Below are 24,357 nucleotides of genomic sequence, written 5' to 3' on the forward strand. Positions count from 1 at the left end.
GAATTGATATTGCTATGAGGTACAAAAACGCATTAACGATATAAAAATTGGCGTTGACCATTTGCCATTTTTACTTTGCTAAACGACGTCAAATATACTTGGTCACATTGACCTTCACCCTATGGCAAAGGTCAATGCTCCCATCTAATTAAAGCTTAACCGTTGCCTTGTTAATGCCGTACTCACGTAACTTATTTGCAATTGCCGTATGACTTAATCCCAGTTTTTTAGCCAATTGACGGGTACTTGGGTAAGAAGGATATAACCGCTTGAGCAAGTCCTTTTCAAACTTTTTCACTTCTTCATCTAATGTGCCGTCAAAGTTTTCGTCAATATAAGTGACGCTTGGCGCACAACTTGGAAGCTGAATGTCTTCCTTGGTAATCTCCTTACCGTCAAGGAGTGATAACGCGCGATACAACGCATTCTGTAGCTGTCTCACATTACCCGGCCACGGGTACTGCTGCAGAAAATCAACACAGGATTTACTGAGTTTCGCAGGACGGCGACCTAACTTGGTACTGTGTTGAACGATGAAAGACTCGGCTAGAGGAACGATATCCTGCCTTCTGTCTTTTAAAGAAGGCATAACCAAACTTAGTACGTTTAAGCGGTAGTACAGTTCTTTTCTAAATCGTCCTTCTTCTACAAGCTGGCCTAAGTCACGACAGGTGGTGCATATAAATCGCACGTCTACCTTAACTGGCTCAGAATCCCCTACTCTTCTAAATTCGCCGTCTTCTAGAACGCGGAGCAGTTTAGCTTGAAGCTGAGAAGACATATCAGCGATTTCATCGAGAAGAAGCGTACCGCCTTTTGCTTGCTCTAATAGCCCCACTTTTGCATTAGGCTGATTGAATGCCCCCGCTGCGTAACCGAATAATTCGGTTTCTGCCACGCTGTCAGGTAAAGACGCGCAGTTTAAAGCTAAAAATGCACCTTCACTGCGACGGCTAGACTGGTGACATGCTCTGGCAATCATTTCCTTGCCTGTGCCTGTTTCACCAAAAATTAAAATAGGTGCATCCAAATCAGCTATTCGCTTGGCTTCATGAACGACTCGCTTCATAAACGGAGACTGAGTGACAAAGCGGTCAAAGCTATCAGTGGGAGACTGGTGGAACGCGGTAAATTGCTGTCCTAGTCGCATCTCTGATTTTAATATCACCACAGCACCTGCCATGATCATATTCTGCTCGCCGTCAGGCACGGTAATAGGCAGCATATCGGCTAGGTAATCCTGTTGAATAAACTTCACTTTCGAAGATTGAGGGCCAGGCGATTTACCGTCCATCCATTTAGTAAAGTTAAAGCCTTTCACAACTTCGCCAATTTCAATGCCTTCTATTTCGCTACTCGGAATTTCTAGCCCCGCGCATACCGCTTCATTGCATAGCAAGATATTGCCTTTGGCGTCGATAGAAAACACAGGGTCGGGCAACGTTCTTAAAATAGCGGAAAGCTGATTTTTTTCACGCTCTCCTGGCATGAAAAGCGTTGTCTTCACATCGTCGATACCATCGATGCGACGAATTTGAGGCATGAGGTGTTGAAAATCTGCAAATTCGATATTGGGAAAATTAAGGAAAATTTTCCCCGCTGGGTCAATTTCAATACCGCGTAAATCTATTTCTTTAGTAACGAGAATATCTAAAACATCTTGAGTGATACCAAGACGATCCTGACAGCTTATTTCTAGACGCATAGGGTGTTATAGCTATTTTGTAAACATATATGTACAGAGTATCATACTTTTACAAAAAGATAACAAGATAAATGTTACAGATGGTTAAATTTGCGATGAATCACACATTTAAGAACGCGCAGAGAGCATGATTAAAAGGCCGCGCATACCAAATAAAAAAGATGCCGCTTCAGTGAGCGGCATCCTATATAAAACACATTTAATTAACAATAGTGTTAGCTGGCTTTTTTCTCTTTAGGTGGGAAAAGTGGGGAAAATAGCCCTAAAGACTTCGCTTCTTCTACGAGTGCCATAATATCCATTTCCGCTAATTCAAACAGATGGTCGAATTCCGGTAAGATATAATAAAGAGGCTGCATAATATCGATACGATAAGGTGTTCTTAATGCATCAATAGCAGTGAGCGGGTTACGCAGAGGTGTGTCGCTGTCTAACGCATATATTGTCTCGCCAGGAGAAGATAAGATGCCTCCACCGTATATCTTCAATTCATCTTTGGCTCTCACCAATCCAAACTCTACGGTGAACCAATAAAGACGAGCAAGATAAACTCGGTCTTCTTTGCTGGCAGCAAGGCCCAACTTTCCGTAAGTGTGAGTGAAATGAGCAAATGCAGGATTGGTTAGTAGCGGACAATGACCGAAAACTTCATGGAAAATATCCGGCTCCTGCAAATAATCGAATTCTTCTCTGGTGCGAATAAAGGTGGCAACAGGAAATTGCTTATTCGCCAGTAATCTGAAAAATTCGCCAAAATTAATTAACGCAGGCACTTCAGCTGTTTGCCAACCCGTTTTCTCCATCAGTATTTTGTTGATGTCGGGTAGCTGAGGGATTTCCTTTTCATTTAACTTCAACAAATCAAGCCCGTCCAAGTATTCTTGGCACGCTCTTTCTTTCACCAGCGGAATTTGTCTCGCATAGAGTTCAGACCAAATTTGGTTCTCTTCGTCTGACCAATGGATAATGCCATTCTCGTCAGATTGTCTCGACTGGTATTGCGTTGATTTTGGCATAACTTCTGTAACCAATAAGAGTTGAAAAACTTGTCTATCAGTCTAATGAAATTCGCGACGTCGAAAAGTGTAAGCCCTTACGAGCGACTCGATCTTGCTGTAACAGGAATTTTACAAAACCAAGTAAACGCATTGTTTTATAAAACAAAAAGCCGCTCATCACGAGCGGCTTCAGTCAAGTTTGCTTGGTGCGCCATCGCTAATTAAAGACGGCTAATTTCTTTATTGAGTTGATATTCGCGAGACGTTACATAAGTTTCCATTTTACGAAGTCGAACTTCTGCTTTTTCAAAACGATTACGAATATCGTGAAACGCTTGTTTTGGTGGCTCGCCCGCCTGCCAAACTTTCGTTTTCACTTCCACTTTTGGGCTTTTTACCTGACCACCGTTGGGATTTGTCCATCCCTTACCTTTTGAGAAAACAGGTTGCGTTGGTGCATTTTTTAACCCAACAGGTTTTTTATCGAGAATGAACCAAGCTGCAATGTATGCAACAAAGATGAAAGGTCCGGCTAACAAGAAGAAACCTGTTACAACTAAAATCCTTACTAACCAAGTTTCTAAGCCGAAATATTCAGCTACACCCGAGCACACGCCTGCAATTCTTGCATTTTCTGGGTTGCGATAGAGCTGCTTACCGTTTCTCATGCTCTATTCCTCCACTCAGGTGCCTCGCTGTCTAAAATGGCCTCTAGAGTCTCAATGCGTTCGCTCATTTTCTCGGCTTTCTCGGCTAAGTCTTGCAAAGATGCGTGCTCTTCTGCACTCAATCCCTGATTCACTTGCTTCTTGCTTCGATAGTGTAATATTAGCCAAATTGGAGCAACGAATATTGAAAACACCACAAGGGGCATCACCAACATTGCAATCGTACCTTCATCCATCTCAATCTCTCCTACAAACTCTGATGTAATTACCCTCCTTCCGATTTCACATCCAGAGGGTACACCCTATTCTTATTATTCTGATTTTTCGGTGCTTGTGTTTGCACCTTTTACTTTCGCTTTAAGCGCAGCAAGTTCGTCTTCAACTTTGTCACTGGCCTCTAGTTCAGCAAACTCATCCTGTAACGTTTTCTTACCTAGATCGTAAGCTTCAACCTGCGACTCAAGGTCATCGATTTTACGCTCATATTGCTCAAAGCGTCCCATCGCATTATCTACTTTAGTGCTATCCAGCGTCTTTTTCACTTCAAGACGAGAGCTTGCAGTTTTCTGGCGCATGATAATCGCTTTTTGGCGACTCTTCGCATCCGCTAGCTTTTCTTGAAGCTGACCAATTTCATCCTGAAGTTTGCTGATTTGCTCATCAACAATAGCCAGCTCTTTACTTAACGCTTCAGCAGCTTCTGCAGACTTCTTCTTTTCCTGCAGCGCAGCACGCGCCAAGTCTTCTCTGTCTTTGCTCAAAGCAAGCTCAGCTTTGGCTTCCCAGTCACTTGCATCGCTTTCATACTTTGCAATTTGATTAACAATTTCTTTTTTGTTGGCTAAGGTCTTTGCTGATGCTGAGCGCACCTCAACCAATGTGTCTTCCATTTCCTGAATGATTAATCTAACCATTTTCTCAGGATCTTCCGCTTTATCTAAAAGCGCATTAATATTCGAATTCACAATATCTGTAAAACGCGAGAAGATACCCATAATAATTACCTCTTGCTAAAAATGGTAAGTGTTAAAAAAACACCACACTTGATAAATAGGTTACTCTTGGTATTAGTTGTATTCAATATGCTTGCCAACTTTATAACTGTGCTAACCTGCTATTTTTCATACACTTTTTATGAGTTCAAATAATACTCGTTTCTCAATATGTTTTGTTCTACACTATTAATTGGTCGAAATGACTAACTTTTGAGGGATTTAATGAGTAGGTATCGACAGCAAGACAATTTACTTGGCCAAGCGAATAGTTTTCTAGAAGTTTTAGAGCAAATTTCACAAATTGCACCGCTAGATAAACCTGTGCTGGTAATAGGTGAGCGAGGCACAGGTAAAGAGCTTATTGCCGCGCGACTTCACTTCTTATCTAAGCGCTGGGATCAGAACTATATTAAGCTTAATTGTGCTGCCTTAAGTGAAAGCCTATTGGAGAGTGAATTATTCGGTTATGAAGCAGGTGCGTTCACCGGTGCCTCAAAACGCCGCGAAGGTCGCTTTGAAGTGGCCCACAACGGCACCTTATTTCTTGATGAACTGGCTAATACTTCTGGCCTTATTCAGGAGAAGCTACTGCGCGTTGTCGAATATGGCGAATTTGAGCGCGTTGGCGGAAGCAAGTCAGTAAAAACTGACGTACGCCTTATTGCAGCTACAAACGAAGACTTACCCGCGCTTGCCGATGCAGGTGAATTTCGTGCAGACTTACTCGACCGACTTGCCTTTGACGTAATTACCATTCCTCCGCTACGCGAGCGTAGGGAAGATATCATGATGTTGGCAGAAAACTTTGCTATTAATATGGCCCGTGAAATGGAAATGGAATTATTCAGCGGCTTTACAGAGAAGGCAAAGCGGACCCTTCTTGATTACGATTGGCCAGGCAATATACGTGAACTAAAGAACGTGGTCGAACGTGCAGTTTATCGAACAAATAATCCTCATCTGCCCGTACATGAAATCGTTCTTGACCCCTTTGAGTCAGCTTATCGCCCTAAAGGTAGAGTGAAGACCAATGACAGAGTGAATACGTCCGACTCACCCGCTACTCAGTCCCCTTCAGAGGCCGCTGCCACCAATGAACGCATTGAAAGTGCAGACATTACGCCACTGGCACCAGTGAAAAAGCCAGAAATTGTTGAATATCCCATAGATTTGAAAGAACGTTCTCAACAACATGAGATAGATATGATAAAACAGGCACTTGCTGACAGTCAGTTTAATCAGAAGAAGACTGCTGAAAAATTGAGCCTGACGTATCATCAGCTGCGAGGCTATCTCAAAAAATATAACTTACTAGATTCTTCCGCGGAAAGCGTCGAGGCGTAAAGCATGTCCCATGGTTTGGTAAAGCGTTTGTCATTATGTATATGTACAGCGCTTCTTGTTGCATCCTGTGCTAAGCAGAACAAACAAGCGTTTTACAATACGGGTATTATATACTGCTCTGAAAGCAATCCAGTTACCTTCAATCCGCAGCTAGATACATCAAGTACAACGTCAGATGCATCTTCACACCAACTCTACGACAGACTGCTTGATTTCGACCCTGAGTCTGGCCGCATCGTGCCTAGTTTGGCGAGTAGTTGGTTAGTGAGTGATGACGGTCTTACCTACGCTTTTCAACTGAGAAAGGATGTATGGTTTCACAATACGCGCTACTTCACGCCAACACGAAACTTTAACGCCGACGATGTTATCTTCAGTATAGACAGGTGGCGCCTACGCTCCCATCCATACCATTACGTATCTGGGGGGCGCTATCCCTACTTCGAAAGCATAGGCCTTGCACAAAATATCGCGTCGGTAGAGCGCGTAAACGGCTACCGCGTTGAAATTACACTTAAGCGCAGGGATAGCTCATTTTTGGCAAATCTAGCAACCGATTTCGCCGTTATCTTATCAGAAGAATATGCTAACCAGCTGGCACAGACCGGCACGCCGGGCAAAATCGATGAGCTTCCAGTAGGTACTGGCCCCTTTAAATTCGATAGCTATCGCAAAGATCATTTCATTAAGTTCCTGCGCCACGACAACTATTGGCGTGACCAAATGGAAGATGCGCCTACGAGTGATGAAGTCCTAAGCGATAACAATACTGTAGAGAGTGCCAACCAAGAAGTTGAAAATGGCCAAGGTGGCGAAGATACTGTTCAAGATGGTACAGCACAAAACGATGACGAAACGCGCCCTGTTGTAGAGCAGCTTATATTTGACATTACGCCAAGAAGCTCACTGAGACTGGCTAAATTAATGACCGGTGAATGTGACGCTACCGCTTTTCCTGCACAGACTGAACTTGAAGTGATTCGGGCAAAAGAAGATCTGACGCTAGCGGAAAAACCAGGACTAAACATTGGATTTTGGGCGTTTAACACTCAACGCCCTCCTTTTGATAACCAAGATGTAAGACGTGCGCTAGCGGCCGCAATCGATAAGAACACATTGCTAGAAGCGGTATATTTCGACAGTGCTACTAGAGCTAAGACCCTGCTGCCTGCGGCAAGTTGGGCGTTTCAAAATGACGCAGACGATACCGCCTACAATCCAGTTCTAGCGCGCAAATTATTAGCTGACGCCGGTGTTAAGGCCGGCTTTTCTATGACGATATGGGCTATGCCTGTTGAACGCTCATACAATCCTAACGCAACGAAGATGGCCGAGCTCATTCAGCGTTATTTACGTGATGTAGGCGTAGAAGCAACCATTGTCAGTTACGATTGGACTACCTTCAGACGCCATCTTCAGGAAGGTCTGCACGACTCGGTATTAATTGGTTGGTCTGCCGACAACGGAGACCCAGATAACTTCTATCGTCCGCTATTGAGCTGTGGTGCTATACCCTCAGGTACAAATCGTGCCATGTGGTGCAGTGAAGACTATGATAAATTACTCAACGACGCCCTTCAGACAGATGATATTGAAGAGCGCACAGCTATATACCGGCAAGTTAACCGATTATTATACGAACGCCTTCCTCTCGTTCCCATCGCACACGCCTACCGCTATCAGGCATACAGGAATGAACTAGAAGGAATGACCATTAATCCCTTTGGCGGTGTACGATTTGGTGGGGTAAAAAAAGCACTGTGATCCAGATCCTCGTAAGATACTGCACTTTATTTATATTAACGCTTTTGGTGTTAGCGATTATGTCGTTTTCACTCGCCTATCTTTTTCCAGGCGATACACTTGAAAACCTAACAGGACTCGTGCCGCAAAATGAAATTCAACGCGCAGCATTGGAGCGGCAATTTAAACTAGATCAGCCCTATGTTTTCCAGTTTTTCTATTATATAGGCAATTTGCTCACTGGTGACTGGGGATACAGCTTTACATCAGGCCTGCCGTTGAGAGAAGAGGTAGGTATTGCGATGCCAGCCACAATAGAACTGGCAACCTATGCCATGTTGATGGCCTTATTCATTGGTATACCGCTTGGTTATTATGCAGGGATTCGCAGCTATTCAACGTCTGATCACCTAATAAATAGTGCAAGTATAACGACCTATTCTTTTCCTGTTTTCTGGTTTGCGCTCCTGCTTATATTGGTTTTCAGTTTGCAGCTAGACGCTGCGCCGCTGTCGGGTCGTATCAGTTTGCTTTATAACATCGAACCCGTGTCAGGCTTTATTCTCATTGATATTTTATTGTCTGACGTAGAAAACAAGACCTTAGCCTTCAAAGATGCGTTATCGCACTTAGCATTACCTACGTTTGCCATTGGTGCTATCGCCACCGCTTCGATGATACGTATAACAAGACGTTCTGTTATAGACGTGAAACACCGCCCCTATATCGCTGCAGCAATATCTAGAGGCCTTTCAAGTTGGCAGATATTCTTTCGTCATATTCTGCGTAACGCGTTACTGCCCATATTACCGCTAATGGCGATACAAATTACAACATTAATAACAAACGCGATGATTGTCGAAACCTTGTTTTCTTGGCCGGGGATCGGTAATTGGCTGATTCAAGCTATTTATCAACGAGATTACCCTGCCCTTAGAATTGGTATGATGGCAGTATCCACGGTGGTAATTACACTCACGATTCTGGTTGATTTGTTTAACCGAATGATTGACCCAAGCAGAGAGAAATACGAACGTGCCACAGTTTAGTTTATACGACGAAGAATTCCATCCGTCGCCGTGGCAACGGACTTGGGCATCATTTAGAGCGAGCCACATCGCCATGCTTGGCCTGACTATGCTGGCTTTGTTTGTTATGTGTGCGCTGTTCGCACCAATCATCACTCCCTATGATGCCGTGGAACAAAATATCGACGGACTGTTAATACCGCCTAGCTGGTTAGCTAATGGCTCTATATCGCACCTTTTCGGTACTGATGCGTTGGGTAGAGACCTATTTACTCGCATAATTTATGGGTGTCGCATCACATTGGGTTCCGCATTCATTACTGTTGTGCTGGCCATGTTAGTCGGCGTTAGCCTTGGGACCTTCGCAGGCATGCTGCGAGGTGTTCGCTCAAGTATCGTCAACCACTTACTCGATGCACTTATGGCCATTCCCACGCTACTTATTGCGATTATTATCGTTGCAATATTGGGTACCGGTTTGGTTAACAGCATGTGGGCAATTACCCTTGCGCTTATTCCACAGTTTGTGCACCACACAAGAAGTTTTGTACGCGCCGAAATGAAAAAAGAATATATAGTGGCGTCTAAATTGGACGGTGCCAGTAGATGGCAACTTTTTGCTCATTCTATACTACCCAACATGACCGAAATGCTGGTTGTACAGGGCACGCTTGCACTTTCTATTGCAGTTATCGACATATCAGCACTTGGCTTTCTGAGTTTAGGCGCACAGTCACCGCTTCCGGAACTTGGCGTTATTCTAGCTGATGGGCTAGATGTTGCTTATCTAGCACCGTGGAACGTTGCCGTCCCCGGCATGGCAATATTCTTCATGGTGCTATCTATCAACATTGTGGGTGACGGTTTGCGTTCAGCACTTAAAAAAAGAGTGAGTCATTAATATGCCAATGCTTGATATTAAAAACCTCACCTTGGAAATGCAGAGCAGCGATGGCGCAATTAAAGCGTTGGATAAGGTTAACCTGTCGGTTAGCAGCGGGGAAATTCGCGCACTGGTAGGAGAGTCTGGCTCAGGCAAAAGCTTGATCGTGTCCGCCATTTGCGGAGCCCTTCCTAGCCAATGGAATTTAACGGCTGACCGCATGAGTTGGAATGGTGAAAACCTGCTGAGTATGTCTGTGCAGCAGCGTCGTGAGGTAATGCGCCGAGAAATAGCGGTCGTATTCCAAAACCCACAGGCAAGTTTAGACCCATCGGCAACGCTTGGAGAGCAGTTGGAAGAGAGCATTCCCGATGAATTTGTTGAAGGGAGCTGGTTCTGGCAACGAGCACAACACCGCAAAAAGATCGCAATAAGCACCGTTCACAAAGTAGGAATAAAGTACCACAAGCATTATTTAAGCGCTTTTCCTCATCAAATACCGGCTGACATAGGTCAAAAATTCATGATTGCGATGGCCCTGGTTTCACAGCCTAAATTGCTCATCGCCGATGACCCAACTCGGGGAATGGAACCTACAACAAAAACACAAATTCTGAAGCTCTTCACGCGTTTGAATCAGACCCGCTCGCTCTCGATCTTGTTTGTTAGTCACGACCTACTGGCAATTGCAAGTATGTCTCACTCTATGACGGTGTTGTATGCAGGGCAGACTGTAGAATCAGGTAGAATGAAGCACATTAAGAAGCGCCCTCTGCACCCTTACACAAAAGCATTACTAGACAGCGCGCCAAGCTTCAGAAAAGATCTGCCACCGAAATCGCTGCTACCCACGCTTGGTGGCTCTATTCCCACACTACAGCATTTGCCTATTGGTTGCCGGTTAGGTCCACGCTGCCCTCGTGCACAGCGCGCCTGTGTACAAACGCCAGCCGTGCGTAAAATTCACGATCACAATTACAGCTGTCACTTCCCTCTACATATGGAGAAGCTGTAATGGATATCATGCAGGTTAAAGATCTCACGTTTATTCATAACGAGAGGAAACGTTGGCTAAAACGTCCTGAAGTTTTTCAACTTGGTCCAGTGAACTTAAGCGTAAAGCGCGGTGAAACCATTGCAATTATTGGTGAAAATCGCTCAGGCAAATCCTTGTTGGCTAAGCTCTTGGTAGGTGCACTGCCTGCTGATGCAGGTGAAATTGAAATTAACACGCACAAATATTTAGCCAAATACCAGTCTAAAGATAGCCAGCAAAAACGTACCCATGACATTCGTATGATCTTGCAGCATAGCTCCGAGTCGATGAATCCATCGGTTCCTGTGGGAAAAATTTTGGATGAGCCATTGCGTTTGAATACAGGCCTAAGCGAAGCAGAACGCAAACCAATTATAGAAGATATGTTGGTGAAGGTAGGCCTCTTGCGCGAACACTATTACTTTTATCGACATATGCTTTCTGATGGACAGCAGCAGCGCGTAGCGCTAGCCAGAGCCATTGTGTTAAAGCCCAAAGTGTTGGTGGCTGACGAACCCTTTGCAGCGTTAGACCCTTCCATTCGTTCGCAAACGGTGAATCTTATATTGAAGCTTCAGCAAGAACTTGGCTTGGCGTTTATCTTTATTAGTCACAACTTGGGTATTGTACGACACATTGCAGACAGGATTATTGTGATGGAAGGCGGTGAAATTGTAGAAGAAGGCAAGACCGAAACTATCTTTAGGTGGCCCCAGCATACGCGCACTAAGAAACTCGTTACCGCATACCAATCTCTGGTGCCACAAAACACAATTCGAGAATAAAGAGCTTATCGTTTGGGTGCTGTTTTCTTTGAGAAGCGCACTTACGTACCGAACTGGCACGCTCTACTCGTCACAAAAAGAAAACCCTAGAAAGCCTTTTTTGAACAAACGCCATGCAATAAAAAAGGGGCAAATAAATTGCCCCTTGTACAGCAATGCATTCGTGCTTTCTAGCCAACCAGAGCCAACAGAATACCTGCGGCAACCGCACTACCTAGCACGCCAGCCACGTTAGGCCCCATTGCATGCATAAGTAAGAAGTTATGAGGGTTAGCTTCTAGCCCAACTTTGTTCACCACTCTGGCTGCCATCGGCACAGCAGAGACGCCAGCTGCGCCAATCAGTGGATTTATACTGCCACCCGACAGCTTACTCATTAGCTTGGCCATGAGTACGCCTGCGGCAGTGCCTATACCAAACGCGATAGCCCCAAGCCCCAAAATACCTAAAGTCTCGACCGTAAGGAATGCTTCAGCTGATAACTTTGATCCTACTGCTAAACCAAGGAAAATGGTGACCGTATTGATGAGCTCGTTTTGGGCTGTTTTGCTCAATCTGTCTACCACGCCACACTCTTTCATTAAGTTACCGAAGCAGAACATGCCGACAAGCGGCGTTGCGGCCGGTAAAAACAAGATAGTCATAAACAGCACAGCAAGCGGGAAAATAATCTTCTCTCGCTTTGACACAGGTCGTAGTTGACCCATTTTTATTTCGCGCTCTTCTTTTGTGGTCAGCGCTTTCATGATAGGTGGCTGGATAATAGGTACCAACGCCATATAAGAGTATGCAGCGACTGCAATCGCACCAAGCAAATCAGGCGCAAGGCGTGAGGCGAGGAAAATAGCCGTCGGCCCATCCGCGCCACCTATGATAGCAATGGCACTCGCGTCTTTTAACGTAAACTCAAAGCCAGGTATAAGGTTTAGCGCAATCGCGCCAAACAAGGTAGCAAAAATACCGAACTGCGCGGCTGCGCCAAGTAACAACATTTTGGGGTTAGCAATAAGCGCACTGAAATCAGTCATTGCGCCTACGCCCATAAAGATGAGCAGAGGAAATACCCCTGTATCTATGCCGATTTTGTATATGTAGTGCAGCAACCCACCCGCTTCTGAAAAACCAGCAATAGGGATGTTAGTAAGCAATGCACCAAAACCAATGGGCAGTAAAAGCAATGGCTCAAACTTTTTAACAATGGCCAAGTACAACAAGCCGAAACCCACTGCCATCATTATAAGCTGGCCGGCTTCAAAGTGCGCAAGCGCGGTACTATCCCAAAGTACCATTAACTTATCCATGTACTACCCCAATAAGATTAACGGTTGACCACTGGTTACGGCATCGCCTTCACTAACAGTAATGTCGGTGACCGTACCGGTGTATGCGGAGCGGATCTCTGTCTCCATTTTCATGGCTTCAAGGATCATCACCACATCGCCTTCTGACACGCTGTCGCCGTTTCTCACCAAGATTTTGAACACGTTACCTGCAAGCGGTGCATCAATAGACTGAGAAGAGTTAGAGTCTGATGGCGCAGCGCTGTTGGTTTGAGGCTGTGCTTGCGTCTGAGAGCCACTAGCAGGTGTAACGCTCGTCAGCGTACCTGAAGGTGCCACTTCTACGCGATACACTCTTCCATCTACGTTTACGTCGTAAGTTTCACTCGCGGTAGCCCCTTGTGAGCTTGACTTGGCTTCAGCAGGCTTAGTCGCACTCGAGCTTTGCGACTCTTGCGCGCTAGGTGCAGGTTCAAACGCATCAGGGTTGCCGCGGTTTTCGATAAACTTTAGGCCTATCTGCGGGAATAAGGCATAAGTCAAAACATCATCAATTTTATCGTCTGACAGCGATAGTTGCTTTTTCTCAGCCAGTTCATCAAGCTCTTTACTCAGTGTATCCAGCTCTGGTGCAATATTGTCAGCAGGGCGACATGTCACGGGCTCTGCGCCATCAAGCACACGCGCCTGCAACTCCTTGTTTACTGGTGCTGCGGTAGCGCCATATTCACCTTTAAGAACGCCTGCAGTTTCTTTTGTAATGCTTTTGTAACGCTCGCCGGTGAGTACGTTAAGCACTGACTGCGTGCCCACGATTTGTGAGGTTGGCGTAACAAGAGGAATGAACCCAAGATCTTCCCTTACCCGTGGAATTTCTTTTAACACTTCTTCGAATTTACCTTCAGCGCCCTGCTCTTTAAGCTGACTTTCCATGTTGGTTAGCATTCCGCCCGGTACTTGAGCCAAAAGAATACGTGCATCTACCCCTTTGAGACTGCCTTCGAACTTGCTGTATTTCTTTCTTACTTCCCTGAAGTAACTGGCAATGTCTTCAAGCTCAGGCAATGAAATGCCCGTATCGCGCTCAGTACCTTCTACGATAGAAACCATGGTCTCAGTTGCGCTATGGCCATAAGTCATGCTCATTGAAGAAATAGCCGTGTCCAGCATATCAATACCGGCATCGATAGCTTTTTGATACGTCGCCGTACTCAACCCTGTTGTGGCATGGCACTGCATGGCAATTGGTACATCAACCGTTTCTTTTAATCCGGTAATCAATGCCTCGCACTCGTACGGTTTTAAAAGCCCAGCCATATCTTTTACGCAGATAGAATGAACCCCTAGGTCTTCAAGCTGTTTCGCCATTTCGAGCCAAAGCTTAAGATTGTGCACAGGGCTTACCGTATAAGAAATTGTCCCTTGCGCGTGAGCGCCACTGTCTATGGTCGCTTTTATTGCGGTTTTCAAATTCCTAATGTCATTCATGGCATCAAAAATTCTAAATACATCTACGCCACTTTCGTGAGCACGCTCTACAAAGCGAGTGACAACATCGTCAGCATAATGGCGGTAACCCAATAGGTTTTGACCACGCAACAGCATTTGCTGTTTCGTGTTAGGCATGGCTGCTTTTAGCTTTCTGATGCGCTCCCAAGGGTCTTCCCCTAAATAACGAATACAGGCATCAAATGTAGCACCACCCCAAGATTCAACTGACCAAAAGCCAGCTTTATCTAGTTTTTCCGCTATGGGAAGCATATCTTCAATACGCATGCGCGTAGCAAGAAGGGATTGGTGGGCATCACGCAGAACCAGCTCGGTAAGGGCCAGAGGCTTAGACATGGTAACTCCTGATTAGGCTTTATTTTTTAGAATTTTGGCGATGGGTATGAATTGCGGCAGAAATAGCTGCGATAACGTTTCCGTCTATTCCTGGTTGTACCGCTTGATTGTTTCGACTCAAATTAGCTGAAGGCCCTTTTAAATGAGCTGAAGGCTCTGCTGTTTCACCGGGAAAAGCTTCACAAAATCGGGCAATGAGATGAATACCCACAATAAGAAGCCCTAAGAATGAGAAAACAAATACCATTCCTATAAGCATAAGAGAAGCTGCTTCAAAGAGCAGGCTAGCGACGGATCCCGAATTCATATTCAAACCTGTTGTTATTTCGTACCTGAATAAGTATCACGTGGTTTTTCAAAACACAACAAAGCAGCATAAAAAACCACTTTAAAATGAATAAAACCCGCCAAAATGAAACTTAATGCATTATTCTTTAATAAATTTGCAACAAAAGTATATTTTAGGAATTAGCATAAGCGTTGCCGATGCCAGCAATCTACGTTTACGTTCATTTATACTCACGCCTTAATGAAAGCCTATATTTTCCGTAAAGTCACTGTCTAGCTGTTTAGCGAAATCTTTCGCATGCATCGCCACTAATTCTAGCTGCATATGTCGTTCATCCTCGGGTACGTAAGCAGGCACATTTACTGGGCTTCCCTCACAGTCCACCGCCATAAAAGTTATAAAACAGCGATTTGCGACAGACGTAGTGTTTTCCGTGGCGTCGCCCGATTTAACCACAACATAGATATGCATACTTGACGCTCCAGTGTGTACCAACGATGCGGTTATCTCAACTAGCTGACCTACTTTTATAGGTTTTATGAAACGTATGCCATTGGCAGACACCGTGACGCAGTAACATTTGGACCACTGCGCGGCACAGGCATAGGCTGCTTGGTCAATCCATTTCATTACAATGCCACCGTGAACGTTACCGCCAAAGTTTACGTCGGTAGGTTCTGCTAAAAATCGAAAAGTAGTAGATGGATGTGCCATAGCGTACCTCGCGCTTTACTGCTGTTAGACATATTAAGTTTAGCTTAAATTTTGAACAGCGCGCTTAGACGAAAGTGGAGAGAACAAAAATAAAAGGAGTAGAAATGAAAAAACCCACCTAAAAAGGTGGGTTTTTCAATGTGGCGCGTGTGGAAGGATTCGAACCTCCGACCGCCTGGTTCGTAGCCAGGTACTCTATCCAGCTGAGCTACACACGCGTAAACTTGTGTACTTTTGAATTTTACATCAAAAGGTGACGCTTTAAAATAAGTGGCGCGTGTGGAAGGATTCGAACCTCCGACCGCCTGGTTCGTAGCCAGGTACTCTATCCAGCTGAGCTACACACGCGCAAAACTTGTTGTTGGCCGTCACTGCCAACGAATAATGGCGGAGAGGGAGGGATTCGAACCCTCGATACGCGTATATGCGTATGGTTCCTTAGCAGGGAACTGGTTTCAGCCACTCACCCACCTCTCCTTGACTGCGGGGTGCATTTTACGGATTCATTGGCCTGAGTCAAACCTTTTTTATAAAGAAATTGTTCACCCGCTGCCATTTTAAACGATTCGAGCAAAAAACCAGTAATTTGTTCGCAATACAAGCAATTAAACCGAATTTTATTTAACGATGCTCGTTAATTTGCATTTGAACATGCGCAGCTTCATTGCAGTTTTAACTGACCCGCCTTAATAATTTAGTCAATTTTTCAAAAATAATATCAAAAAGTTTTGAATTTATTTGTTCATAACCAAGTACGCTGATTCGTATTACTTACTTAAGTTATTTAAAAGCGCTCCAAAATCTCAGATAAAGCGGTTAATGTCTCGATTTAAAAATCGTCCACCCAGAAGGCATTGTGCTAGAAAAAAGCTGTGCACGACCCAGAGACTTAACTTGGTCGTTAGCGCGAGACATCACAACGTCATTTCTGGCGAAATAGAACAGAAACAATAGACTTGCGCTAAAGCCCGATAAGATTTACTCACTTAAAACAAAAAAGGCCAGCGTAAGCTGACCTTTTCCAATGAAGCGTATAATGCAATTATTCTGCAGAGCCTGGCTGACCGCCTTTTTCTGCTTGAATGCGCATGTATATCTCTTCACGGTGCACAGAAACTTCTTTTGGTGCATTCACACCGATACGTACCTGATTCCCTTTTACACCTAGTACGGTAACGGTTACATCGTCACCAACCATAAGCGTTTCACCAACTCGACGAGTCAAAATAAGCATTCGCTTGCTCCTGTTCCTTAATACTGAACATCATCCATTAAGATTTGCCAACCCATCGGCACGACCCGATGGAAGCGACAGTGATTCCATGTTTCTGCGTCACTTCAAAAACTCACTGTTATACACAAAAATAATTATAGCTTATCTTGTAACCAAGCGTTAACCGAATCTAGCGCCTGGCCCAAGTTTTCAGGCTGGTCACCGCCTGCCTGTGCCATATCTGGACGACCGCCCCCTTTGCCACCTACTTGTGATGCAACAAAGTTAACTAGCTCGCCCGCTTTAACTTTACTAGTGAGGTTTTTAGTAACGCCAGCAATAAGATTCACTTTCGCGTCATTAGCCACACCTAATACTACGATCCCTTCACCAATTCGGTTTTTAATGTCATCCATCATTGAACGCAATGACTTCGCTTCAACACCTTCCAAATTCGCAATAAGAACTTTAACGCCATTTATCTCTACTGCATTACTAAGCATATCAGCACCTTGCTGACTCGCCAGTTTTTGTTTCGCAGAATTGAGTGCTTTTTCTAATTCTTTAGTCTGATTTTGTAGAGAAACTACGCGATCAAGTACATTTTGGCTGTCTGTTTTCAATAACGCAGACAATGAAGACAGTGTCGCTTGTTGGGTTTGCACGACTTCAAGTGCATGCTCGCCAGTAACTGCTTCGATACGTCGAACGCCCGATGCAATACCCGCTTCACTGGTAATTTTAAACAAGCCAATATCACCAGTACGTGTAACGTGAGTACCACCACATAGCTCAACAGAGAATGGCCCCATGGTTACCACGCGAACTTTTTCGTCGTACTTTTCACCAAATAGCGCCATTGCGCCTGATGCTTTGGCTTCATCCAAATCCATTAGTTCAGTTGCTAACGTGTGGTTTGCACGTATTTCTTGGTTAACTCGTCTTTCAATCTCAGCAAGTTGCTCAGCCGTTACTGCCTCAAAATGCGAGAAGTCAAAACGCATGCGCGGCGCTTCAACCAATGAACCTTTCTGAGTTACGTGCTCACCTAAAATTTCACGCAGTGCTGCATGAAGTAAATGCGTTGCGCTGTGGTTCTTTTTAATGGCTTCACGATTTGCTGCATCAATCGCTGCGGTTGCCGTATCACCTTTAGATACCGAACCTTTAGCAATACCTTTGTGTGCAAACGCATTACCCATTTTTTGGGTGTCGGTAACGATGAATTCACCGTTTGCCACGCGAAGCACACCTTTATCTCCAGCCTGACCACCACTTTCAGCGTAGAACGGTGTGCTGTCTAATACCACAACGCCTTCTTGACCGTCTTCAAGCTTCTCAACAAACGCATTGTCGGCAATAAGTTCAACCACATTCGCCTGGCCTTCTACATCGGTGTACCCAGTAAATGAGGTTGTGTGGTCAATGGCGAGTTTACTATTGTAGTCTGCACCAAAGTTGCTAGCCTGCTGTGCACGGGCACGCTGTGCTTGCATAGCAGCTTCAAAACCTTCTTCGTCAATCTTAAGGTCGTGCTCACGTGCTACATCATTGGTTAAGTCAGTAGGGAAACCATAGGTGTCGTAAAGCTTGAACACTACGTCACCCGGCACTGTGTCGCCTTCTAGAGTTTCTAGTGTATCGTTTAGAATAGCCATACCACGGGCTAACGTTTTGCTAAACTGCTCTTCTTCAACACGCAGTACTTTTTCAATTACCGGTAGCTGGTCTACAAGTTCGGGGTATGCTTCACCCATTTCTTTTGCAAGTGATGCCACAAGCTTGTAGAAGAAGATATCGTTTGCGCCAAGCTGATAGCCGTGGCGAACAGCGCGACGAATAATGCGACGTAATACGTATCCGCGCCCTTCATTTGATGGCATAACGCCATCGCAAATTAAGAAGCTGCACGAACGAATGTGATCGGCGATAACCCGTAGCGATTTATTTTCTAAATCTTCGCTTCCAACAATTGATGCTGCCGATTTGATCAAGTTTTGGAAAAGGTCGATTTCGTAGTTGCTGTGCACGTTCTGCAAGATAGCGGAAATACGTTCTAGGCCCATACCGGTATCGATTGAAGGCTTAGGGAGTGGCTCCATGGTACCGTCAGCTTGTTTGTTAAACTGCATAAATACCAGGTTCCAAATTTCGATAAAGCGGTCGCCGTCTTCTTCTGGTGTTCCCGGAGGACCTCCCCAAATGTGCGCACCGTGATCGTAAAAGATTTCAGAACAAGGACCACATGGACCGGTATCGCCCATAGACCAGAAGTTATCTGACGTACTAATGCGAATAATCTTTTCTTTTGGAACACCAATATGGTTTTCCCAGATGTCGAAAGCTTCGTCATCTTCAGAATAAACGGTGACTAAGAGCTTTTCTTTTGGCAAACCAATTTCTTTGGTAAGGAAATTCCACGCAAACTCTATCGCTTCTTTTTTGAAATAATCGCCAAAGCTGAAGTTACCCAGCATTTCAAAAAAGGTATGGTGACGCGCAGTGTAACCCACGTTCTCAAGGTCGTTATGCTTACCACCTGCGCGAACGCAGCGCTGTGACGATACCGCACGGGTATAGCTGCGTTTTTCCGCACCTAAAAAACAGTCTTTAAACTGGTTCATGCCCGCGTTAGTAAAAAGAAGTGTGGGATCATCTGCCGGAACCAGTGACGAGCTCGCCACCGCTTGGTGGCCATGGCTTTTAAAATAATCGATAAACTTGTTACGTAAGTCAGCAGTTGATAATGTCATTGAAAACCTAACTTCCTTTATTCTATTTTTGAAACGTGCGATTTGCCTGTTCTAATGAGCTTTATAATCGGGGCAGTTTGCGAATACGCAATACGCTTATCCTCGCTATAATTCTCTGGATAATTAAAATGCACACAAATTTGCGCAACAATACCATGGATAACGCAATTTTGTTAAGTGTAACGGGGAGAAGATAGGCTCAAATTTCACTTTAAGTAGACGAAAATAGCCAGTATTCATAAAACGAATCGCCAACGGCATCTATTTGTCGGTCAACATGAGCGTAAACCAGCCGTTTTAGCTAGATTCGTTTGCGCTTACCGCATATTCAATGTGATCTTGGTAAAAGCCACGATATTGAAGAAATTGTTTCTGCTTTTGTCTCAACGCGAATTCGTTTTCATAAAACTCGCCAAACTTTTTCTCTTTTACTTTTTTAGCACTTTCAAACCAGTCAGCGTCAATCTCTCTCATTGCGTGTTCTGCAGTATTTTCATCTACACCGTATTGCTGTAAGTCTAATTTAATTGCGCGGGGTCCCTTCCCTTTTAAATACAGTGCGCGAGCTCGGCTTTCTGCAAATCTAGCATCGCTTTGGATATCAGCATCTTTGAATTCCTCCAGAATAGGCATGAAAGCATCACTCGCTATTCCCTTCTGCTGCAACTTTCGCATAATCTCGTTAAAGCTATGCTCTCGTCGTGCCAGCATGCGAGTAATCGCGTCGGTAATGATTTTTCGGTCGAACTCTGACATTTTTGTAAACTTACTCTTCTGTATTAAACGTAGAAACCGCGTTATTTTAGCGTTAATTACTCGTACATTGCGACTATCTAGCGTTTTACGCACTTAACCTCTACATGATGTAAACTGCATGACAGCATCCAACTATCGCATAACAATAATAGATTCGATTGAACAGATCTCTAAAGAGCGCTGGCAATACCTCGCAAAAGAATCGGGTCCTTTCGTTTCTTATGAATTTTTACATGCGCTAGAACGCAGCGGCTCGTGCAGCAATGAATCTGGGTGGCAGCCTTGCCATATTGCTATAGCGAAAGGTCAGCATGAGGCTGCAAATCTTGTTATTCCCGGCTACCTGAAAACTCACAGCTACGGTGAATACGTGTTTGACCACGCATGGGCTAATGCTTATGCACAGCACGGTCTCGACTATTATCCTAAATGGATATCGGCCATCCCCTTTACCCCCGTAACAGGCTCTAGACTACTTTCTGATGGACATATTGCGCTTACTCCGTCACTTTTAAGTGAACTGGAAAATACATTGACAGCGTATGTAGAGTCCGTATTTGGTGAGGCTTTATCTTCTTTTCATTGGCTATTTCCCAATGAAAGCACCTCGGCTCAACTTATTGGTAAAGGCGAGCCTGAGGCCAGTGCATTAGCCGCTGATTTGCCTAATGACCAATTCAAAGTTCAACCCAGTATTCCCAACCACTACCTGACCCGATACGCAGTTCAGTTTCAGTGGCATAACTACGGTTATGGTGATTTCGACGATTTTCTTAACGCGCTTACCTCCCGCAAAAGAAAAGATATCAAGAAAAGTCGACGTAAACTGAACGAGCAAGGCGTCCGCTTTACCCATCATACTGGCAATGAGATTAGTCCAGAGACACTGCAGTTTTTCACAAAGTGTTACAAAGCAACCTATTTAAAACGAAGCGGTCACGTGGGATATTTGAACGATGCGTTCTTCGAGCAGCTAGTCGAGAGCATGAGCGATAACATGCTTATAGTGACGGCAATAGAGAATGAGGTAGCAGTAGCCAGCGCCCTCTTTTTCTATGATGAGACAGGACTGTATGGCAGATACTGGGGAGCACTGAAAGAAATAGACGGGCTACATTTTGCCTGCTGTTATTTTGAAGGCATTGAATTCGCCATTGAGAAAAAGCTATCGCTTTTTAATCCCGGCACCCAAGGTGAACATAAAATACTTCGAGGCTTCGAGCCCATTTATTGCCGTTCTCATCACAAATTACAACATCCGTCGTTTCACACTGCTGTAGCAGACTTTTTACAGCGAGAAACGCCACATATCGCAAGCTATTTTAATCAGGCACGGAATGCTTTACCGTTTAACAAGGAATTTGTGCCTACTTTAAAAACAACGAGTGTCACTGCACCTAACGACGACACTTATAATCACAACGAGAAAAACGATGAAATATAAACTTCTTGCCGTAGCGATTACGGCATCTTTGGGACTTGCTGGTTGCGGTCAGCCTGAACAAGCCCAAGAACAAACCAGCAATGTTGAAGCGCCAGAAATGAAGGGCGAAGCGGAACTAGGCTCTTTTGGCGTAGACTTGACCGCTCGCAATGAAGCGGTAAAACCTGGTGATGACTTCTTCATGTACGCGAGCGGTACATGGTACGACAACTACGAGCTGCCCGCTGACAAAACTCGCTACGGCGCGTTTACGGGTCTTGCAGAGCGTAGTGAAGAGCAAGTTAAAAACATCATTGATGGGCTAATGGAAAAGTCTTCACTAAATGCAGAAGAGAAGCTTGTTCACGACTTTTTCGTTGCTTATATGGATACAGATACCATCAACGAAAAAGGTATTGAGCCAATTAAAGACGTACTCACGTCTATCGATAGCATTGAAAACAAAACTGACCTAACCAAAGCATTTGGTAACAGCTGGTTAGTAGGCTCAACCACGCCAATTGGCGGCGGTATGTGGTACAACCGCCTTGACCCAAATGAATACCAATTAAGTGTTGGTGTTGGTGGTTTAGGCCTTCCTGATCGCGACTACTACCTGAGCGATAGCGAACGTTTTGTTAAAATTCGTGAAGCTTATGTAGCGCACATCGAGCAGATGCTAAATTTTGCAGGCGAAGAAAACGCAGCTGAAAAAGCGGCGAACATTCTTGCCCTTGAAACACAAATTGCAGAAATTCAGTGGCCTCGCGAAAAACGCCGTGACCGCGATCTTACTCTTAACCAGATTGAACGTAGCAAGCTGTCTGACGAGTACCCTGGCTTTGATTGGGATACGTATTTTGCTCAAACCGGTTATAAGGTACCTGAGCTAAATATTACACAGCCTGAGCCAGTAAAAGACGTTATTAAAATTATTAACGAAGCTGATCTCGCTGATTGGAAGTCGTACTTGAAATATCACACTATTTCAAACAATGCGGATTTCCTTTCTGAAGATATCTACCTAGCCAACTTTGACTTCTTTGGTCGTACACTAAGCGGTCAGCAAGAGCCTCGTCCTCGTTGGAAACGCGCAGTGAGCCAAATGTCTGGTACTGAGTCACTTGGTTTTGCTATCGGCAAGATCTACGTAAACGAATACTTCCCAGAAAGCTCAAAAGAGCAGATGGCAGAGCTGGTTGAAAACTTGCGTACAGCACTAGGTGAGCGTATTGAAAACCTAGACTGGATGAGCGAAGAAACCAAGGTAAATGCCAAAGAAAAGCTAATGGCATTTAACCCTAAAATTGGCTACCCAGACGAATGGCAGTCTTTCGACGGCGTAACCATCAGCGACAAAGACTTAGTAGGCAATGTTCGAAACCTACGCACATTCTTCCAAGACCAATCGGTAGAACGTGAGCTAGAGAAAACGGATCGCAATCGCTGGGGTATGACACCGCAGCGCGTTAACGCCTACTACAATAGCTCGTTCAACGAAATTGTATTCCCAGCGGCTATTTTGCAACCACCATTCTTTGATCCAAACGCCGACGCAGCAGTTAACTACGGTGCAATCGGTGCGGTAATTGGTCACGAAATGGGACATGGTTTTGACGATCAAGGCTCGAAGTCAGATGCAAACGGTATTCAGCGCAATTGGTGGACCGATGCTGACCGCGCAGCGTTTGAAGAAAAAGCGGATATGCTAGCCGAGCAATACAGCCAGTACGAGCCTATCGAAGGTAACTTCGTAAATGGTCGCAACAGCTTGGGTGAAAACATTGGTGACGTGGGTGGTCTAGCCATGGCTTACCACGCCTACAAACTTAGCCTTAACGGCAAAGAAGCGCCGGTAATTGACGGCCTAACAGGCGATCAGCGTTTCTTCCTTGCATGGGCACAAGTGTGGAAAGAAAAACGCACTGAAGAAAGCATGCTGAATCAACTTCGCGCAGGTACACACGCGCCTGGTCGTTATCGTGCACAAGCTCCAAGAAACCATGATGCATGGTATGAAGCGTTTGACGTGAAACCAGGTGATGCACTTTATCTTGCGCCAGAAGAGCGCGTGAGAATTTGGTAACTCATTGAGTTAAGCTCTTAGTGAGCACATGCTAGCTTCTCGCGCCGGATAGCGATTTGTATCTGGCGCCAGCTAATACCAGTCCGCATAGCTCATTTAGAAAGTGTAGATAATTAAAAAGGGCGGTTCGACTTATCTCGAACCGCCCTTTTTATTTTTCTAATCAGTATTCGATCAGTGGTACTTATACGCCAGCCGCGAGTACTTGTTTAACTTTCGTTTGCTTATTTATCTTCCGTATTGGGCAACTAAATCGCGAACGTATTGCTTACAACGGGCTACAGCTTCTGAAAAATCACCGTTACCCACACTGCCCATGGAATAACGAAGCCAATACCCATCAATTAATGCAGCGGTAGACGCAGCGGCGTTTTTGACCTGCTCAGGTTTAAGTAGCTTGCGGTAACTAAACGCTAAATTACGCTCTAAGCGTTTGTGGTTAATACACTGCAAACGATGCAAGCCTTCGTTGTGTAGTGACAACGCCCAGAAGTTAAACCAGGTATTGGTGGCGGAACTCGCCCCTTGCGTTTGTGAAAAGTTATTTTCAATAATGAAATCAATCCGCTCTAGGGGAGCGTCAATACGCTGCGTAATTTTTAGCGCATCGAGAAGGTGGCGCATCGTTGCTTCAATTAAACCTTGCTTGTCACCAAAATAGTGACTGATTATCCCTGAAGAAAGCCCAGCTCTTTTGCTAATCAAGCTAATCGTTGTACCGTGATAGCCAACTTCTGCCATCACTTCTAGCGTTGCTTCTATTAATTGCTTCTTGCGAACTGGCTCCATTCCCACCTTGGGCATGCTACAACT

Annotated in this window: 21 protein-coding genes and 3 tRNA genes; 8 read left to right on the top strand and 16 right to left on the bottom strand. The window is 44.8% G+C overall.

The annotated features are described in order from the left end of the window. Positions 1-148: 148 nt before the first annotated feature. The 5 genes from tyrR to pspA form a co-directional block, all read right to left on the bottom strand. Positions 149-1,705, bottom strand: a complete 1,557-nt coding sequence (tyrR, locus tag MHN00_RS00585; protein WP_014948686.1) for a transcriptional regulator TyrR — start codon at positions 1,703-1,705, stop codon at positions 149-151. A 215-nt stretch (positions 1,706-1,920) separates the two neighbouring features. Then, positions 1,921-2,721: a phenylalanine 4-monooxygenase gene (phhA, locus tag MHN00_RS00590; protein ID WP_239299872.1), complete on the bottom strand. Its 801-nt coding sequence runs from the start codon at positions 2,719-2,721 to the stop codon at positions 1,921-1,923. 203 nt (positions 2,722-2,924) lie between these two features. Then, positions 2,925-3,371: an envelope stress response membrane protein PspC gene (gene pspC / locus MHN00_RS00595; protein ID WP_014948684.1), complete on the bottom strand. Its 447-nt coding sequence runs from the start codon at positions 3,369-3,371 to the stop codon at positions 2,925-2,927. After that, positions 3,368-3,607, bottom strand: a complete 240-nt coding sequence (pspB, locus tag MHN00_RS00600) for an envelope stress response membrane protein PspB (RefSeq protein ID WP_014948683.1) — start codon at positions 3,605-3,607, stop codon at positions 3,368-3,370. Before pspB ends, pspC begins: the two co-directional genes overlap by 4 nt. A 75-nt stretch (positions 3,608-3,682) precedes the next feature. Beyond that, positions 3,683-4,366, bottom strand: coding sequence for a phage shock protein PspA (pspA, locus tag MHN00_RS00605; RefSeq protein WP_014948682.1), 684 nt, complete (start codon positions 4,364-4,366; stop codon positions 3,683-3,685). 222 nt (positions 4,367-4,588) lie between these two features. Between pspA and pspF the strand changes: the two genes are divergently transcribed. Genes pspF through MHN00_RS00635 form a run of 6 tightly spaced genes read left to right on the top strand, consistent with a single transcriptional unit; the run spans position 4,589 to position 11,185 of the window. Next, positions 4,589-5,710 (top strand): phage shock protein operon transcriptional activator, encoded by a 1,122-nt coding sequence (gene pspF, locus MHN00_RS00610; RefSeq protein ID WP_239299874.1) that lies wholly within the window; start codon positions 4,589-4,591, stop codon positions 5,708-5,710. A gap of 3 nt (positions 5,711-5,713) precedes the next feature. Further along, positions 5,714-7,474 (top strand): ABC transporter substrate-binding protein, encoded by a 1,761-nt coding sequence (locus MHN00_RS00615; protein WP_239299876.1) that lies wholly within the window; start codon positions 5,714-5,716, stop codon positions 7,472-7,474. A 59-nt stretch (positions 7,475-7,533) separates the two neighbouring features. Further along, on the top strand, positions 7,534-8,502 hold the full coding sequence (locus MHN00_RS00620) for an ABC transporter permease (protein ID WP_081099430.1): 969 nt from the start codon (positions 7,534-7,536) through the stop codon (positions 8,500-8,502). Continuing rightward, positions 8,489-9,382, top strand: a complete 894-nt coding sequence (locus MHN00_RS00625) for an ABC transporter permease subunit (RefSeq protein WP_061094498.1) — start codon at positions 8,489-8,491, stop codon at positions 9,380-9,382. Before MHN00_RS00620 ends, MHN00_RS00625 begins: the two co-directional genes overlap by 14 nt. A 1-nt stretch (position 9,383) precedes the next feature. Continuing rightward, positions 9,384-10,379 carry an oligopeptide/dipeptide ABC transporter ATP-binding protein gene (locus MHN00_RS00630; RefSeq protein ID WP_014948677.1) on the top strand — a complete coding sequence of 332 codons (996 nt, stop codon included), beginning with the start codon at positions 9,384-9,386 and terminating at the stop codon, positions 10,377-10,379. Further along, positions 10,379-11,185 carry an ATP-binding cassette domain-containing protein gene (locus tag MHN00_RS00635; RefSeq protein WP_014948676.1) on the top strand — a complete coding sequence of 269 codons (807 nt, stop codon included), beginning with the start codon at positions 10,379-10,381 and terminating at the stop codon, positions 11,183-11,185. Before MHN00_RS00630 ends, MHN00_RS00635 begins: the two co-directional genes overlap by 1 nt. Before the next feature lie 170 nt (positions 11,186-11,355). Here the strand turns inward: MHN00_RS00635 and MHN00_RS00640 are convergent, their stop codons facing one another. From MHN00_RS00640 to MHN00_RS00685, 10 genes are all read right to left on the bottom strand, one after another. Beyond that, positions 11,356-12,486: a sodium ion-translocating decarboxylase subunit beta gene (locus MHN00_RS00640; protein ID WP_014948675.1), complete on the bottom strand. Its 1,131-nt coding sequence runs from the start codon at positions 12,484-12,486 to the stop codon at positions 11,356-11,358. A gap of 3 nt (positions 12,487-12,489) precedes the next feature. Further along, a complete protein-coding gene (gene oadA, locus MHN00_RS00645) occupies positions 12,490-14,310 on the bottom strand; it encodes a sodium-extruding oxaloacetate decarboxylase subunit alpha (protein WP_239299878.1) in 1,821 nt (606 codons plus the stop codon). A gap of 19 nt (positions 14,311-14,329) precedes the next feature. Next, positions 14,330-14,617: an OadG family transporter subunit gene (locus tag MHN00_RS00650; protein WP_041693403.1), complete on the bottom strand. Its 288-nt coding sequence runs from the start codon at positions 14,615-14,617 to the stop codon at positions 14,330-14,332. Between the two features lie 219 nt (positions 14,618-14,836). After that, positions 14,837-15,313, bottom strand: coding sequence for an acyl-CoA thioesterase (locus tag MHN00_RS00655; protein WP_039223004.1), 477 nt, complete (start codon positions 15,311-15,313; stop codon positions 14,837-14,839). Between the two features lie 141 nt (positions 15,314-15,454). Continuing rightward, positions 15,455-15,531: transfer RNA gene (locus MHN00_RS00660), tRNA-Arg, on the bottom strand. A 53-nt stretch (positions 15,532-15,584) separates the two neighbouring features. After that, positions 15,585-15,661 (bottom strand) — tRNA-Arg (locus MHN00_RS00665). A gap of 37 nt (positions 15,662-15,698) precedes the next feature. Then, positions 15,699-15,790 (bottom strand) — tRNA-Ser (locus MHN00_RS00670). Between the two features lie 565 nt (positions 15,791-16,355). After that, on the bottom strand, positions 16,356-16,547 hold the full coding sequence (csrA, locus tag MHN00_RS00675) for a carbon storage regulator CsrA (RefSeq protein WP_012517705.1): 192 nt from the start codon (positions 16,545-16,547) through the stop codon (positions 16,356-16,358). 134 nt (positions 16,548-16,681) lie between these two features. Then, positions 16,682-19,279: an alanine--tRNA ligase gene (alaS, locus tag MHN00_RS00680; RefSeq protein ID WP_014948671.1), complete on the bottom strand. Its 2,598-nt coding sequence runs from the start codon at positions 19,277-19,279 to the stop codon at positions 16,682-16,684. 297 nt (positions 19,280-19,576) lie between these two features. Continuing rightward, positions 19,577-20,035: a regulatory protein RecX gene (locus MHN00_RS00685; RefSeq protein WP_239299880.1), complete on the bottom strand. Its 459-nt coding sequence runs from the start codon at positions 20,033-20,035 to the stop codon at positions 19,577-19,579. A gap of 118 nt (positions 20,036-20,153) precedes the next feature. Here MHN00_RS00685 and MHN00_RS00690 point away from each other — a divergent pair, with 118 nt between their 5' ends. Together MHN00_RS00690 and MHN00_RS00695 are read left to right on the top strand one after the other, a co-directional pair. After that, positions 20,154-21,479: a GNAT family N-acetyltransferase gene (locus MHN00_RS00690; protein ID WP_239299882.1), complete on the top strand. Its 1,326-nt coding sequence runs from the start codon at positions 20,154-20,156 to the stop codon at positions 21,477-21,479. After that, entirely contained in the window at positions 21,469-23,544 is a 2,076-nt protein-coding gene (locus tag MHN00_RS00695) for a M13 family metallopeptidase (RefSeq protein ID WP_110287704.1), read from the top strand. Before MHN00_RS00690 ends, MHN00_RS00695 begins: the two co-directional genes overlap by 11 nt. Before the next feature lie 228 nt (positions 23,545-23,772). Here the strand turns inward: MHN00_RS00695 and betI are convergent, their stop codons facing one another. Continuing rightward, positions 23,773-24,348: a transcriptional regulator BetI gene (betI, locus tag MHN00_RS00700; protein WP_272492344.1), complete on the bottom strand. Its 576-nt coding sequence runs from the start codon at positions 24,346-24,348 to the stop codon at positions 23,773-23,775. Positions 24,349-24,357: the final 9 nt, after the last annotated feature.

Source organism: Alteromonas sp. Cnat2-8, from assembly GCF_022348355.1.
In the GTDB taxonomy this organism is placed as follows: Bacteria; Pseudomonadota; Gammaproteobacteria; order Enterobacterales; family Alteromonadaceae; genus Alteromonas; species Alteromonas macleodii.